Raw genomic sequence first — 15,009 nt, 5'->3', positions numbered from 1 at the left:
TCAATTCCCAGCCCCCTTCTTACCTATCCATTATTTTACTTGCGAACCTAAATTATGTATCCTACCGTGCCACCGAACAAGAAAACCACCCCTTTTGAGGATGGCTTAAAACGATTGCTTTTCATAAAACACTTCACTTATTGCATCCAAACCCTCTCTCAGTTCTTCATCTGAAATTATGAGCGGGCTTAAAAACCGGATGACGTTTCCATATATACCGGCGCTCATCAAAATCACACCGCGCTCCTGGATCCTGTTCAGCAAGTGTGCCGTCAGGGATCTGTCAGGAGCGTCCATGCTGCCGGGCCCGGTAATTTCGATGGCCGCCATTGCTCCAAGCCTTCGTCCTTCCCCGACAAAAGGAAGATCTGCCACCCATTTTTTATAATAGGTTTCAATCATCCGGCCGATTTCCTCTGAACGCTGGAGCAGGCTGTTGGATTCAATCATCTCGATCACCTCTATTGCGGCCCTGCATCCAAGAGGACTTCCCCCATATGTTCCTCCGATTTCTCCAACTTCAGGAGCATCCATAATTTCTGCTTTTCCGGTTACCGCACTTATAGGAAGGCCGGCTGCAATCGACTTTGACATCGTGATCAGATCAGGAATCACTCCAAAATGCTCAATCCCGAACCACTTACCTGTCCTGCCAAAGCCGGTCTGCACTTCATCTGCGATAAACAGGATTCCATAGGTCTCACACGTCTTTTTAATGGATTGCACGAACGATGGAGACGGGATGACAAAGCCGCCTTCTCCTTGAATGGGCTCAAGGATAAAAGCTGCGATTTCTTCCGGCGGCACCTCTGTCAGAAAGAAGGTTTCAAGCTGTTTGAGCGCCTGATTGTCGGTCTCTTCTCTGCTCCTGCCCCTGTTATGAAAATAATAGGGAAACGGGAGTTTATAAACGTCCGGCAAAAAAGGGCCGAATCCATTTTTATAAGGCTTTACCTTGCTTGTCAAACTCATCGCCATATAAGTCCTGCCATGGAATCCTCTTTCGAACGATACGACCGCCCGTCTACCTGTTGCTTTCCTGGCAATTTTCACTGCATTTTCAACCGCTTCTGCGCCGCTGTTTAAAAAAAAGGTTTTTTTCGGATGGTTTCCCGGGGTCAGCCTATTTAATTTTTCTGCGAGTTCAATGTACGATTCATATTGCATCACATGAAAGCTGGGATGGATAAAAAGGTCCAGCTGCTCTTTTAATGCCCGGACTACAGGATCAGGGCAATGGCCCGCGTTCAGCGTTCCAATGCCCCCCGCAAAATCCAGGTACGTATTCCCTTCGATATCGGTGACCCGGGCCCCCTTTGCATGGCTGATAAATTTATTCATAACATGGAATGGACCTCTTGGAATGTGTTTGTTCCTGCGCTCCAGCAGCTTTTGTGTTTTCAATCCAGCAAGCGGCTGGTTAATGGAAATGTATTTAGTCAAGCAGATTCCTCCTTTGCGGTCCGGCACCACATTAATGCAAAAAGAGCCATTACTTTGGCAGCCTGTATGACATTATGGACAGGGATGTATTCGTTCGGATGATGGGCCGTCTCTGTAATTCCTGGGCCGAACACAATGGACGGAACGTTCCCTGCAGCAGCAAGCATTCCAGCGTCTGTCCCCCATGGGGAGGCTTCTATTATGGGGTCTTCCCCCGTGACCGTTCTGTAAACGGAGACGAGGTTTTCTACAAGAGGATGTTCTACATCAAGCTCGTTAGGCAGCCATCTCGCTCCGAACCACTCGAGTTCGGCAGGATAATCAGCGAACCAGGAGTCCAGCTCTGCCAGCCTCTCTAGGTATTCTTCCATTTCTTTTTGAACCTCCTCCGGCTGTTCGTGGGGTGCAATACCGCATCGGCCTTCTAATAAAACCTGATCCGGCACCGAGGATGGCCAATTACCGCCTGAGATTTTCCCTATATTGATTGGTACCGGGATTGGTGCAGAGGAGTAAAGGGGGTCAGAAATTCTATCATTTCTGATTTTTTCCAGCTGCCTCAGGTGCTGAATGACAATCATCGACTTTTCTATCGCTGAAACCCCTTCATACCTCGTCCCTCCGTGTGCCGATTTGCCGCGCACTTTAAGTTTAAACCACATGGATCCCTGCTGCTTTGTAAAGATTTTCATTCTAGTCGGCTCTGGTATAATAGCTGCGTCAGCATGGTAGCCCCTCAAAACTGCATCGAGCGTTCCCGCTCCGCCGCTTTCTTCTTCAATGACACTTTGGAAGATAATGTCTCCCCTCAGTTCAGCTCCGCTCCGGACAATGGCTTCAATCGCCATCAGCATGGAAACATTTCCGCCTTTCATATCGGAAGTGCCTCTCCCGTAAACGTTCCCATTTTCAAGCTTTGGCAAATAGGGTTCTCTAACCCACTGACCTCTCTCCCCCTCAGGCACCACATCAATATGCCCGTTAAATATAAGGGACTTCCCTCCGCCGCTCCCTTTGAGCACCGCAGCAATATTCGGGCTGTCTTTGAAATTTGAGCGGGTCGAGTAAAAATGCCTGTGAGACCTCAGTCTCTTCCCCCCCGGCTCCCAAATATCGATGCTTAAACCGATTTGCCTGCATTTCTCGAGAACAATCGCCTGTGAAGAAGCTTCGTTTCCCTGAATGCTGCGCTGTTCCACTAATTTCTGGAGCAGCTTAACTGCCCGGTGTTCATTATGGTCCAGCCACTGGCATACCGCCGCCTGTTCTTGATCCATGCAATCATCCTCTCTTCAATTCTTTTGAGATACATAACGGTGCTTCCGTATCTTTTGTCACCTCTTCTAATGTATAAGGTTCCAATATTTCCTTTAGCAGGAGTCCGGATTCGGTGACGTCAATAACCGCCATATCCGTAATAATCCGGCTGACACACTTTTTAGCGGTCAGAGGCAGGGTACAATTTCTTACGAGTTTCGGCCGGCCGTCCTTATCTGTGTGACTCATAACGACAATGACTTTTCTGACTTTTTGAGCCAGTTCCATAGCCCCTCCCATACCCGGTATCGTTCGGCCCGGCACAATCCAATTTGCCAGATCTCCTCTTTCACTCACCTGCAGTGATCCAAGGATTGTCAAATCGACGGAACCGTTTCTGATCATCCCGAAAGCGGTGGCAGAGTCAAAATACGACGCTCCTTTTACAGCTGTCACAGGAAAGCCGGCCGCATTGCACAGTTCCCATTCTTCCTTTCCCCGGGGAGGCTCAGGTCCAATTCCAAGAATTCCATTTTCCGCCTGAATCATGACAGGAAAACCTGCTGGCAGGAAATTTGGGACGAGAGATGGTATCCCAATGCCGAGATTCAAAACCATTCCTTTTTTTACTTCCAGGGCTGCGCGCTTTGCAATTTTCAGCTTGGCTTCCGTTCCCATGACCATTTCCAGCCCACTCCCTTGCTTTTTACAACAGCTTGTATAAAAATACCCGGTGTTGCAATGACCTCTTCATTCATTCCCCCGGCTTCCAGCACATCTTCCGCTTCCGCAACGGTTACATCTGCAGCCATTGCCATAAGAGGATTCATATTGCGTGCACTTTTGCAGTACGTGAGATTTCCCCAATCATCCGCTCTGCTGCAGTAGAGGATGGCCGTTTCAGCTCGAATAGCTGTCTCAAGCAGATATTGTTTGCCGTTGCTTTCTATCAGCTGTTTCCCATTTCTGACATAATCAATATCCAAGCCGATATCCGTTAAAACCCCTCCCATTCCCATCCCCCCCGCTCTGATCCTCTCCGCGAGTGTTCCCTGCGGGGAAAATTCCACTTCCAGCTTCCCCTCTGTCATAAGCTTTCCAGCGATTGGATTTGAACCGATATGCGAGGCGGTCAGCTTCCTTGCTCTGCCGGCTGTGATTAGCCTCCCCGCCCCAATATCAGGGAACCCTGCGTCATTGCAGATGATATGAAGATCTTTGACCCCTTTCTCCAATACAGCGTCTATTAGCGAAGGCGGGGATCCGACTCCGCCAAACCCTCCAATCATTAATGTTGTCCCGTTCCGAACCGTCCTGATTGCTTCGTCAATGGTTCTGATTTTGCTGTAATTCTCCAACTCAGCACCCCTCGCTTTGCCATTCTATAAAGTGTGCACATGCTTTATTAAACCGCCGTATGAGATCGGCTAATTCCTGCTCTGTAATTGTAAGCGGCGGTGCGATGATAACGGCATCCCCGTCGCCCCCTTCAATGCCTGCACTTGCAGGATAAAGGATTAAACCGTTTTTAAAGGACAATTCGATGAACTTGGCTCCGGCTTTTTTTATTTTGGAAAAAGGGGTCCGCTTCTCCTGATCCCTGACCAGCTCGACACCGATCAGCAATCCCTTTCCCCTTATGTCGCCAATGAATGGCAGCTCTTTTTGAATGGCCTTCAGCTTTTGCAGAAGAATGGTTCCCTGTTTAGCAGAGTTTACTATGATTTGATGCTTTTCCATGTATTCTATGACTGCCAGAGCAGCAGCTGCAGACTGAGGATTTCCACTATACGTGTGCCCGCTCATAATTACTCTGCTGCCTTGTTCAAACGCTTCTATCACATGATCTGCCGCTACAGCTGCTGCAATCGGGCTATATCCCGCTCCCAGACCCTTCCCAAGAACAACAATATCAGGCAGGCAGTTCCAGTGCTCAGAAGCCAGCACCTTTCCAGTTCTACCCATACCTGTCATCACTTCATCTGCAATCCATAACACCTCATGGCGGTCACATATTTCACGGATCTTTTCATAGTATCCATCTGGAGGGGTTATACAAGCCCCCGCAGCCCCCACTACCGGCTCGGCTATAAATGCCGCAATATTGTTTTCTCCCATTCTATTAATGGATTGTTCCAGATCCTCGGCACATTTTAGATTGCAGGCAGGGTAAGTCATTCCATAAGGGCACCTCATGCAATAGGGGGCAGAAATATCCGGGTTAGATACAAGGTGATAGCCGAATCTTTCCCGCCGCTCTGGGTAACCGGACCATGCGAGCGCCCCCATCGTAATTCCGTGGTAGCTCCTTCTCCGTGACAAAACCATAGTCTTTGATGGTCTCCCTTTTTCCTGCCAATACTGAATAGCCATTTTTACAGCAGTTTCAGCAGCCTCTGAACCGCTGTTGACAAAAAAACTCCAATTCAGATCACCTGGGAGCAGTCTGGCTAGCTTTAAAGCTAGGCCTTCCGCCGCCTTGCTTGTAAATTGGGACCTGTACACAAATGAGACCTTCTTTGCCTGTTCACTCATTGCCTCTGCTATTTCCCGGATCCCATGTCCAATGCTGCATGTAATGGCTCCCGAAGAAGCATCCAAATATTCTTTGCCATCTGAGCCATATAAATAGACGCCCCTGCCGAACGAAATTTCAGGAAGCGCTTCACCTAAAAGAGGTTTAATCAGAAAGCTCTTCTCCATCCCTCATCCCCCCTGCCAGCCAATCCATCACTCTTTATAACGTATGTGGGAGAGGACCGTTTTATATCAGGCGAATAGAAGGATAAACGGAATAAGTACAGGGATATGAAGAACAATTAGACGGTCCTCTTCTCTGTTTACTACATCCTTATTTAAACGATTCGCCTGGCCTGTTCAATCCAAATCATTCAGTTTTCACGCTGAATATGCGTGCCAAGTTAAAATTCCCGCTCCGATGCTGCGTCCTTTATTTTAGCCTGTGCATACAAAAATCCAGCTTAATCGCCCAAAGCGGGGAGGATTAGGCAGCATTAAGTCTGATAAGGTTTGATAGTTAACCAAAAAAAAGAAGCGGAATCCGCTTCTTAAGCAAAAACCTCTTCTTTATCCGGCAATTTAACCTTACTGGCTATGTCTCGGGCAATCCAGACACCGCAGGCGCCAGCCTGAGCAAGTCCTCTCGTTATTCCTGCACCGTCTCCTCCTACATACAAACCGCCGATTTCCGTTTCAAAACGGTCATTCAGTTTTGGACGGGCAGAGTAAAATTTAGCTTCAACTCCATAAAAAAGCGTATGCTCGGACGCCAGTCCCGGCGTAACTTTATCAAGTGCCTCAGTCATTTCAATTAAGCTTTTCATTGTATTATAAGGCAGCGCTAATCCAAGGTCCCCCGGGACAGCTTCTTTTAAGGTCGGTTCAAGAAACCCTTCTTTTATCCGGTTAGCTGTAGATCGCCTGCCTTTTAAAATATCTCCGTACTTTTGAACGATCAGCCCCCCGCTGGATAAGCTATTCGCAAGCTTGGATACTTCATGGGCATATTCATTCGGCTGGTCAAACGGGTCAGAAAATTTGTGCGATACAAGCAGGGCGAAATTCGTATTGGCGCTGCCAAGCACTGGATCTTTATACGCATGGCCGTTTGCAAGCATCGTCCCTGAATGGTTTTCCACCACTACGTGGCCGGATGGGTTGCTGCAGAAAGTTCTGACTCTTGTCCCAACGGAAGTATTAAAGATGAATTTCCCTTCATAGAGGTGTTCATTGATTTCCTGCATGACAACATTTGACGTTTCTACACGGACTCCAATATCCACTTGATTGCTGATCATTTGTAAACGCCGTTTTTTCAGAATTCCTCCAAGCCAGGTAGAGCCGTCCCTTCCCGGAGTAACGATCACTTTATCCGCAAATATCTCTTCACCGCTTTTTAGCAGGATTCCCTTCGCTGCATGATTCCCTTCTTCTTTAACGGTGATCAAATCCTGGACCTCTGTCTTGAATTGCATATCAATCTTCCCGCTTAAATACTCATAAATGCTTTTCAAAATTTCAAGGTTTTGCTCTGTACCCAAATGGCGGACCTGTGCCCGTAACAGCTTCAATCCTGCCGCATAGGCTCTCTTTTCAATGTTTTTGACCTGATCTGTCAGCGGATCGGTAATTGTATCAGTGGCTCCGTGATGTAAATTAATATGATCAACGTAATTGATGAGGTCGAGAACCGTGCTTTCCGGAAGATAGTCGGTCATCCAGCCTCCAAATTCACTCGTAATATTAAATTTACCGTCCGAGTAAGCACCGGCACCCCCAAAGCCATTGGTTATGGAGCACGCAGGCAGACAGCCGGAAAAATCTTTTTTCCCGGCAGGAGGCGGACACTTCTCAATTTTTCTCTGAAGAATCGGACAATTTCTCCGGTAAATGTCGTGACCTTTATCGATCAGCAGTATTTTAGCATCAGGAAGCAGATGGTTCAGTTCATAGGAAGCAAATATGCCAGCCGGTCCGGCTCCCACAATAATCACATCATATATACGGTTCAAGGAAAATCCCTCCGATTAATGGTTTTCTAACATCCTTGGTAAATATATCAAAGTAAACCGCTTCCGTCAACCATTTAAACGAACTATATATTATTTTGATTGCGTTAATGTTCGTGTTTTAATGCAGCTTATTATTCTTGCTGTCCTCGTTCACAAAGTACAGTGAGGGCTTAACCCACTCTTCATTTCCATCCGGCAAAAAAAAAGAGCCATAAAGGCTCTTTTCCAGATTAGTAACCGATGTAGGCTGCACCAACGATAATAAGCAGGATGAATAACACAACAATCAATACAAAGCTGCTTCCGTAACCATGTCCTTGCCCGTGGCCATATCCAGGGTAGCAATACATAAGGTAATCCCTCCATTTGTTTTGAGTCAATGATAGCCTATGCCGCCCCCAGGTTGTTTCGTTTGTGCGAATGCCTATTTTATTTTCAGTTTTTTCCGGCTCGCAATATGGCGATCAGCCGAAACATAGCAGGGACGGCTTTATCTGCCGGTCTTCCCATTTCCGCTGCCTAACATTCAGCTCCGTAAAACTCGGATGCTGATTTCAGCAAGCTTGCGAGTGCTTATTTTTCGGCGGGCTGAGAGTGTCCTCGCGGCTGCGGGGTCCACCTGCCGCGCTGCTCTTAGCTTGGAGTCAAGCATCTGTCGCTGCCTCCTAAGCCATAGTTTAAAAAACCCCCGATCTGCATTCCGAGCAGCCGGGGGATTATATTCCAATATTTCCTTTCAGCAGGACATAGTACAGAGCCCCTTATTCAAAATGCCTCCAGCGGGGAATGCAAATGGCCTATTGCTTCAAAAAAACAATTTTTAATCACATAATTTTGCGAGTAAGATCGGCATTAATCACTAACATTACTCAAAGAGGACTTTGTATCGTTCATACCCGTTTTTTTCCAGTTCTCGCTTTGGAACAAATTTTAAAGCAGCTGAATTAATGCAATATCTAAGGCCGCTGGGTCCGGGCCCATCATTAAATACGTGCCCCAAATGGGAATCAGCTGTTTTGCTTCTTACCTCTGTACGGATCATGCCGTGGGTATAATCCATTTTCTCGTCTACTTCCTGCTCATCAATCGGTTTCGTAAAGCTGGGCCAGCCGCAGCCTGCATCATATTGGTCAGCAGAGCTGAATAGCGGTTTCCCGGAGACAATATCAACATAGATGCCCTCTTCCTTGTTATCCCAGTATTCATTCCGGAATGGAGGCTCGGTTCCGTTATTCTGAGTCACTTCGAACTGGATTGGAGTGAGCGATTCAATGTTTTTTGACATGTTGCTGTCCTCGTTTTTCCAATGGTCTTCAATGAATTTCGCTCTTCCGGAACCTGTTTTATACCGGTTATAATGGGCGGAATTCTTTTTGTAGTAATCCTGATGGTATTCTTCAGCACGGTAAAACGGAGCTGCGGGTTTGATCTCTGTTACGATTGGTTTGCTAAAACGCCCGCTTGCAGCCAATGCTTCCTTAGATTGGTCCGCAAGCTGCCGCTGTTCCTCACTATGATAGAAAATGGCCGTTTTGTAGGACTCTCCGCGGTCAAAAAACTGGCCGCCGGTGTCCGTTGGATCAATTTGCTGCCAAAACAGCTCAAGAAGCTTTTTATACGGAAAAACATCAGGCTGAAATGTAATCTGAACTGCCTCATAGTGGCCCGTTTGATTGGAACAAACCTGCTCATAGGTCGGATTCTCAATGGTGCCTCCTGTATATCCTGAAACCACGCTCTCTATCCCGGGCATTTCATCAAAAGGCTGCACCATGCACCAAAAGCAGCCTCCTGCAAATGTCGCTAATTCTGTCTGTTTCATAATCGGACACCTCGCTTTAAATTCATATTTCTATTATACCACCTGCAGGGGGAACTTAAAGAAAGTTGCTTTTTGAGTCATTTCCATTGACAACAGCTCCTAAAATACTTAATCTAATTAATAGTTCAGTTACTTAAGTATTTTTTTTATTGATCCTTTTGATCAATTCCCATCATTAAATGCAAGAAAGCAGGGATCTTATTTGAAGCATAATGAAGAACTTCTATATGAAATGGAAGGGCTCCTCCGCAAGGTTTTCAGGCAGCTGCGCAATGGCATCAACACGATACTCGAGAAAGAAATATCCCGCAACGAATTTTTTATCCTGCGGGATCTCCATTGCTGTGGCCCTTTAAAAGCATCCGATTTATCAAAGAAATTGGATGTATCCGCAAGTCATATAAGCTCAATGTCTGATTCACTAGTTGAGAAAGAACTGGTTGTCCGCTCCCGGGATGAGACAGACCGCCGCATCATAAAGCTCACTTTAACAAGCAAAGGGGAAAAGACGTGGCTGGAGCTCGAAAAAAAGAAGACGGACTACTTGTTTGACCGCTTTGAAAGTCTCGAGGAAAAAGAATTAGAAACGCTTGTTTTTTTATTTAAAAAATTGGATTTGCCGGATGGAAATAAAACCGGAAATGGCAGCTAACGTTATCCTAGAGGAGGTAAAGAATGGAACATCTAGATCAGCGCAAGAAAGTTACGATTATGATTGCCATTATGGCAGCGATGCTTTTTGCTGCACTTAACCAAACGATTGTCGGCACGGCTTTGCCAAAAATCGTGGCTGAACTTGGAGGTTTTGAGTATTACAGCTGGGTTTTCACAATCTTTATGCTGACTTCAAGCATCACGGCCGTTCTTGTCGGAAAGCTATCTGATATTTATGGAAGAAAACCATTTATTTTGATTGGGATCGGTGTGTTTATGGCGGGTTCGCTTATGGCCGGTTTTTCTGAGACTATGATTCAGCTCGTTATTTTCCGAGGGATACAAGGCTTTGGAGGCGGGATGATCATGTCTACATCCTTTACTGCAGTCGGCGATCTTTTTTCACCGAGGGAACGCGGCCGCTGGCAGGGACTGTTAAGTTCGGTGTTCGGGCTTGCCAGTGTATTCGGTCCTACTTTGGGAGGCTGGATTGTAGATAACGCAAACTGGCAGTGGGTTTTCTGGGTTTTCCTCCCATTCGGAATTCTTGCTTTTATATGCATTCTTGCCTTGTTTCCCAGTGCGGATAAGAAACAGACAGAATCTGTGGACTATCTAGGTTCTATTTTACTTACAGCGGTAATCGTTCCCCTTCTTCTTGCTTTCACGTGGGCTGGAACAACATATGATTGGGGTTCTATACAGATTCTCGGCTTATTTGCTTTGACATTATTATCCTTGGTGCTTTTTATTTTTGCAGAAAAAAAATCAAAAAGTCCCGTGCTCCCATTGGAGCTTTTCCGCAACAACATTTTTACTCTTTCAAACCTGGTCGGATTCATTTTAGGAGTGGGAATGTTTGGCGCTGTTATGTATGTGCCGTTTTTCATTCAGGGAGTAATGGGGGTATCCGCAGCAGCTTCCGGCCTGATTATGATGCCCATGACCCTCTCTATGGTTGCTGCAAGCAGCATCACAGGAGCACTCATTACAAAAACAGGAAGATACAAGGTGTTTGCGCTGGCGGGCCTTGCGGTTATGGCAGGCGGCATGCTCTCCCTGTCGCTTATGAATGAAAACACGCCGGTCCTACTTGCTGTCGTGAATAATGTCATAGTAGGAGCGGGGCTTGGAATGAGCTTCCCAATTTTCACGCTGACGGTTCAAAATGCAGTCGGTCATCAATACCTCGGGGTGGCAACCGCATCATCCCAGCTGTTCAGACAAACCGGCGGAACCGTGGGTGTAGCCATTATGGGACTTGTTCTGAACAACAGCATGCATCATGCGGACAAGCCTGATGTTCCGGCCGGATTTCCAGCCGAAAAGCTACAAGGTCTTATGAATCCCCAGGCTTTAATGGATCAGGCTAAGGTAGATCAAATAATGAATTCTGTTCCTGCAGATTTTCGGGACGTGATTACAAAAACGGTTGAAATGGTCCGGGACTCCCTTGAGTCAGGATTGTCTATTGTTTTCCTTATCTGCTCGGCAGTCATTGCCCTGGGATTTGTCCTCACTTTATTCCTCAAGCAGATCCCATTGCGAACAAGCAATAAAGACGAAGCGATTCAGGAAGAAGATGAACAGCAAAAACAAGAGAGTGCCGCTTCCAATAATTAATATAGCTATGCCCCCGCAAAATAGAGTCGGGGGCATTTTTCCATTCAGGTTATGATACTGTTTCAGTTTGACCGGCCTGTCCATGGTCCGGATGGCTGACTTCGGATAAAGGGGTATAAAAGTTTCAGCAGGAGAGAAGCTAAAAATATCCCAAGCTGGAGGTGTTACTTTGTCTTCACCTTATTTATGCCCGAATTGCAAGACAAACCGTTCCCGGTATCACATTTTAGAGCAGCATCCCCAAGCGGTAAAATTAAATCCTCAGACTGGTGAAATCATGGAAGAATACAATTCATCCTCCCTTGATCCTTTCCATCTTCCCTACAAAGGGACTGAGAGACGCGTGCAATGCGGATCATGCGGACTGATTGAGGATGAGGTATCCTTTGTCAAGTTCGCTCAAAGCCATCCGGGAAAATACCAGTAGGGGACGTACACCGTTTTAACGTTATCTCCCCTTTTATACAGATAACCCCCGGTTTGACGTGCTGCCGGGGGTTTTCCGCTGGACATTTTATACAGCCCTTTATTCTTTCGGTTTAGGGTGAACGAAATTTTCAAGAAAATCTTTTAATACATACACCATTTGGTCCGCTGACTCAAGCATTCCCATATGACCTGCCCCTTTCAGCAGAGACTGGTATATGTGAGGGCCTTTTGCCGTAAACGTTTTTTCCGGAGGGACGACCCCGTCCTTATCTCCAGCTACAAGCAATACGGGTACACTTGAAGTTTCCAGGACCATCCGGCGGTCAGGGCGTTTTTTCATGGCTTCAAGAGAGCCAATGGCACCTGTAACCGGAGTTTGATATCCTATCCGTCTGGCAAAGTCCGCTTCTTCTCCTGTCCGGTGTTCCTCTGCAAATAGTTTAGGAACAAGCTGGTCTATAAAAGGCCTGACCCCTTCCGCTTCAATTTTTTTCATTCCGGCTTCCCTGGCTTTCTTCCCTTCATCATCATCTGCAAATCCCGTAGAGTGGATCAGACCGAAGGATGATAGACGTTCAGGATATTTTTCTGCAAAAGCCAGTGCAGTATAGCCTCCAAGAGAGTGGCCGAAGACGGAAGCTTCCTGTATGGATAAGTCGTCCATTACAAGTTTGATGTCATCCGCCATTTCTTCCACTCCATAGCTCTCCTTGAGAGTGCTGGAGCCCCCATGTCCCCTGAGGTTGATGGCTAACACACGATGTTTTTCAGACAGTTCAGGAATGATATATTTCCAATAATCGGCACTTCCGCAAAAGCCGTGGATGAAAATAACCGGATCCCCTACTCCTTCATCAATATATGTGATGGTATGGTTCTGTTTTGTCAATTCATATCGTTTCATAATCATCCTCCTCTTCCTATCTATTTTTTTCCTTAATGAAATCTGATCAAACATCATATAAGTGAATAGAGAAGTATTTCTCGTCTTTGTTAACATAATAATGTTATGTTTGTCCAGATTATAAGAATGGGGTGTTTACTATTGGCGAATGATCAAAACAGCTTGTGGCAGGCAATGGTCTATGACATGTACGCATGCTATTACAAATACCGCAATCCCAGGCTGTACATCATGTATTATCAAAAGCATCTCCAAGCCTTGCAGAATGCACTGCAGTCAAGAGCCGGCGGACAAAGTCAGAATCCTTCAGGCATCAGTCCGGGAATGACCATGATCCGTGTTCTTCACGCTTCACCTGACGCACCGGCAGTAGATGTATATGTTAATCGCAGGCTGGTGCTTTCGAATGTCTCTTACAGGCAAATCAGCGATTATATGCAGGTACCGGGAGGACAGTACCGGATCGATATTTTTCCTGCAGGCAATCAAACTTCTGCTGTTCTTTCTGAAAACATCCTTCTTATGCCCGGCATTACTTACACACTTGCTGCTACCGGTCCATTGGCAAAATTAAAACTATTCCCAATCGTAGACCGGCCGTTTGTTTCAGCTGGCGAAACAAAGGTTAAATTCGTTCATTTATCACCTGATGCGCCAGCTGTCGATGTTGCTGTTAAAAATGGAGATGTTTTATTTCCAAATGTCTCCTTTATGACTTCAACTAAGTATCAGAGTGTCCCTGCAGGCAAAGTCGATCTTGAGGTGAGAATTGCCGGAACAGATACAGTGGCACTCGACGTGCCGAAAGTACAGTTTAAAGCTGATACAGCCTATACGATCTTTGCACTTGGATTCGCAAACGGCAATCCTCCGCTGGAAGCCCTGCTTGTAAAGGGGTAAGAGAAAGAGCGAATGTAAATCCCGGGTTAATTTTGTAAAGTTTATCTAATAATTAGGTTAAGTCATCCATTCATGCTCTGATTTTTACTAAGATAGAAGAAGAAATCTTCCATTCTATTCTTACTTAAAAGGAGGAGCTGCCATGCGTTTCACGAAAAAATTGAGCATTTCTCTATTCATCATCTTCCTGCTGGCCGCATAACGCTTCTATTCCTGCTTTTTCCTGAACATAAAAAATGAGAAGGCTGCAGTCGCCTTCTCATTTTCCGTTGGTTCGATTTGTTTTTTCATCTTTCAAATGCAGAAGATAGACCGTTATACAAAAAAACAAAGCACTGTATGCAATATTAGTAAAGACAATGTCCATATTTTCTTCCACTTTTTCATCCATGAACTGAATCCCCGCTATACCTGCGAAATACAATCCAGCCAATAGAAAGATTACGCTGCCCAGTATGTATTTTCTCTGATCCATGCATATCCTCCATCCTGATTTACTTTATCTGCAAAGGGAGCCTTCTTTGCATGTATGATCCCGTTCTGTTTATGTTAGCCGCTGACTATGGCTGCGGCATTCGTTAATCAAATAACGGTTTAGCCTAACGGCGCCGCACATATCCCGCCGCTTCCGCAGGAGTTCCCAGGCATCTGCTGCAATGTTGCGTGCTTAAAATCAAAAATGTGCTTCATCATGATCATAGTAAATATTAATATTTTGTAAATTTCTTCATAGAAAATTTACATCTTAGATAAATATTATCAGGCAATGGACTTATTTCGTCAACCCGTATACCTGATTTTTCATGGATAATCAGGCATGATAAAATTTCAGAATTCAGCTGCAGCCAATCCCACTCTAGTTTAAAGGAACAAACAGGTCGAAGCGTATGACATCGTTTTTCAAATCAAACTGATCTGCTCTGGCCCGATAATTGCTGCTTAATTCAATTTCGGTCAAATCGACATCAATCGAGTGATTTCCTTCATCAATTTGTACGAATTCCGGAAGCTTATAAGAAGTATTGATGTAATTTAAAACGGCTGATACAGGTATATTAAGCTGGCCGATTGACAGATCCTCCACCACCAGTCTTACATTCCCATCTTTTTTTATCAGAGGCTGAAACGTCATTTTCGCATCGATCGTTTTGCCGAATGCTTTTATCGAGCCTGTAAAATATACTTTGTCATCCAAATATACTTTGTAATTATACTGATCAGCATTTAATTCTTCCTTTAAATAATGGTCGATCAGGACATTCAGCTGCTCTTTTTTAATTCCTACATTCAGCTGAACCGCTTTTCCTTCCTTTATATCTTTCTGTGTGGGGGCTGTCTGCCTGTCGCCAGGGGAGAGAATCAAACTGGCAGCTATAGCGATAGCTGCAGCATTCAGGACCAGCAGAATAAGAAATGCCCATTTCCACTTCCTCATACGTAACCTC

15 protein-coding genes are annotated in these 15,009 nt (G+C 45.6%); 4 read left to right on the top strand and 11 right to left on the bottom strand.

Annotation, left to right across the window (positions count from 1 at the left end):
• Positions 1–105: 105 nt before the first annotated feature.
• The 8 genes from gabT to msrA all read right to left on the bottom strand — a co-directional run bounded on the left by gabT (position 106) and on the right by msrA (position 9,054).
• Complete coding sequence (gabT, locus tag ACQCVE_RS02250) at positions 106–1,443, bottom strand: 4-aminobutyrate--2-oxoglutarate transaminase (RefSeq protein WP_426844125.1); 1,338 nt, start codon at positions 1,441–1,443, stop codon at positions 106–108.
• Positions 1,440–2,720: a peptidase gene (locus ACQCVE_RS02245; RefSeq protein ID WP_426844124.1), complete on the bottom strand. Its 1,281-nt coding sequence runs from the start codon at positions 2,718–2,720 to the stop codon at positions 1,440–1,442. The genes gabT and ACQCVE_RS02245 overlap by 4 nt, the downstream gene beginning before the upstream one ends.
• 4 nt (positions 2,721–2,724) lie before the next feature.
• Positions 2,725–3,384: a 3-oxoacid CoA-transferase subunit B gene (locus tag ACQCVE_RS02240; RefSeq protein WP_426844123.1), complete on the bottom strand. Its 660-nt coding sequence runs from the start codon at positions 3,382–3,384 to the stop codon at positions 2,725–2,727.
• Positions 3,357–4,058 carry a CoA transferase subunit A gene (locus ACQCVE_RS02235; RefSeq protein ID WP_426844122.1) on the bottom strand — a complete coding sequence of 234 codons (702 nt, stop codon included), beginning with the start codon at positions 4,056–4,058 and terminating at the stop codon, positions 3,357–3,359. The genes ACQCVE_RS02240 and ACQCVE_RS02235 overlap by 28 nt, the downstream gene beginning before the upstream one ends.
• Before the next feature lies 1 nt (position 4,059).
• Positions 4,060–5,403: an aspartate aminotransferase family protein gene (locus tag ACQCVE_RS02230; protein ID WP_426861429.1), complete on the bottom strand. Its 1,344-nt coding sequence runs from the start codon at positions 5,401–5,403 to the stop codon at positions 4,060–4,062.
• A 365-nt stretch (positions 5,404–5,768) separates the two neighbouring features.
• Positions 5,769–7,232 (bottom strand): NAD(P)/FAD-dependent oxidoreductase, encoded by a 1,464-nt coding sequence (locus tag ACQCVE_RS02225; RefSeq protein WP_426861427.1) that lies wholly within the window; start codon positions 7,230–7,232, stop codon positions 5,769–5,771.
• A 230-nt stretch (positions 7,233–7,462) separates the two neighbouring features.
• The gene (locus ACQCVE_RS02220) at positions 7,463–7,582 is read right to left on the bottom strand and encodes a YjcZ family sporulation protein (RefSeq protein ID WP_426844119.1); all 120 of its coding nucleotides are present in this window, start codon (positions 7,580–7,582) and stop codon (positions 7,463–7,465) included.
• A gap of 515 nt (positions 7,583–8,097) precedes the next feature.
• Complete coding sequence (msrA, locus tag ACQCVE_RS02215) at positions 8,098–9,054, bottom strand: peptide-methionine (S)-S-oxide reductase MsrA (RefSeq protein ID WP_426861425.1); 957 nt, start codon at positions 9,052–9,054, stop codon at positions 8,098–8,100.
• Positions 9,055–9,256: 202 nt separating this feature from the next.
• Between msrA and ACQCVE_RS02210 the strand changes: the two genes are divergently transcribed.
• From ACQCVE_RS02210 to ACQCVE_RS02200, 3 genes are all read left to right on the top strand, one after another.
• Positions 9,257–9,706 (top strand): MarR family winged helix-turn-helix transcriptional regulator, encoded by a 450-nt coding sequence (locus ACQCVE_RS02210; protein ID WP_426844117.1) that lies wholly within the window; start codon positions 9,257–9,259, stop codon positions 9,704–9,706.
• Between the two features lie 23 nt (positions 9,707–9,729).
• A complete protein-coding gene (locus ACQCVE_RS02205; protein ID WP_426844116.1) occupies positions 9,730–11,331 on the top strand; it encodes an MDR family MFS transporter in 1,602 nt (533 codons plus the stop codon).
• Positions 11,332–11,500: 169 nt separating this feature from the next.
• A complete protein-coding gene (locus tag ACQCVE_RS02200) occupies positions 11,501–11,758 on the top strand; it encodes a DNA alkylation repair protein (RefSeq protein WP_426844115.1) in 258 nt (85 codons plus the stop codon).
• Between the two features lie 99 nt (positions 11,759–11,857).
• Here ACQCVE_RS02200 and ACQCVE_RS02195 read toward each other — a convergent pair whose 3' ends face one another.
• The gene (locus ACQCVE_RS02195) at positions 11,858–12,664 is read right to left on the bottom strand and encodes an alpha/beta fold hydrolase (protein ID WP_426844114.1); all 807 of its coding nucleotides are present in this window, start codon (positions 12,662–12,664) and stop codon (positions 11,858–11,860) included.
• 141 nt (positions 12,665–12,805) lie between these two features.
• Between ACQCVE_RS02195 and ACQCVE_RS02190 the strand changes: the two genes are divergently transcribed.
• Positions 12,806–13,564, top strand: a complete 759-nt coding sequence (locus ACQCVE_RS02190; RefSeq protein ID WP_426844113.1) for a DUF4397 domain-containing protein — start codon at positions 12,806–12,808, stop codon at positions 13,562–13,564.
• A 259-nt stretch (positions 13,565–13,823) separates the two neighbouring features.
• Here ACQCVE_RS02190 and ypmT read toward each other — a convergent pair whose 3' ends face one another.
• On the bottom strand, positions 13,824–14,039 hold the full coding sequence (gene ypmT / locus ACQCVE_RS02185; protein ID WP_426844112.1) for a protein YpmT: 216 nt from the start codon (positions 14,037–14,039) through the stop codon (positions 13,824–13,826).
• 381 nt (positions 14,040–14,420) lie between these two features.
• Complete coding sequence (locus ACQCVE_RS02180; protein WP_426844111.1) at positions 14,421–14,999, bottom strand: YpmS family protein; 579 nt, start codon at positions 14,997–14,999, stop codon at positions 14,421–14,423.
• Between the last annotated feature and the right edge of the window lie 10 nt (positions 15,000–15,009).

Origin of the sequence: Metabacillus sp. 113a (genome assembly GCF_050107635.1) — a bacterium.
Lineage (GTDB): Bacteria > Bacillota > Bacilli > Bacillales > Bacillaceae > Metabacillus_B.
The sequence above is the reverse complement of the archived record's forward strand: the minus strand, read 5'-3'. Positions and strand labels throughout refer to the sequence as shown.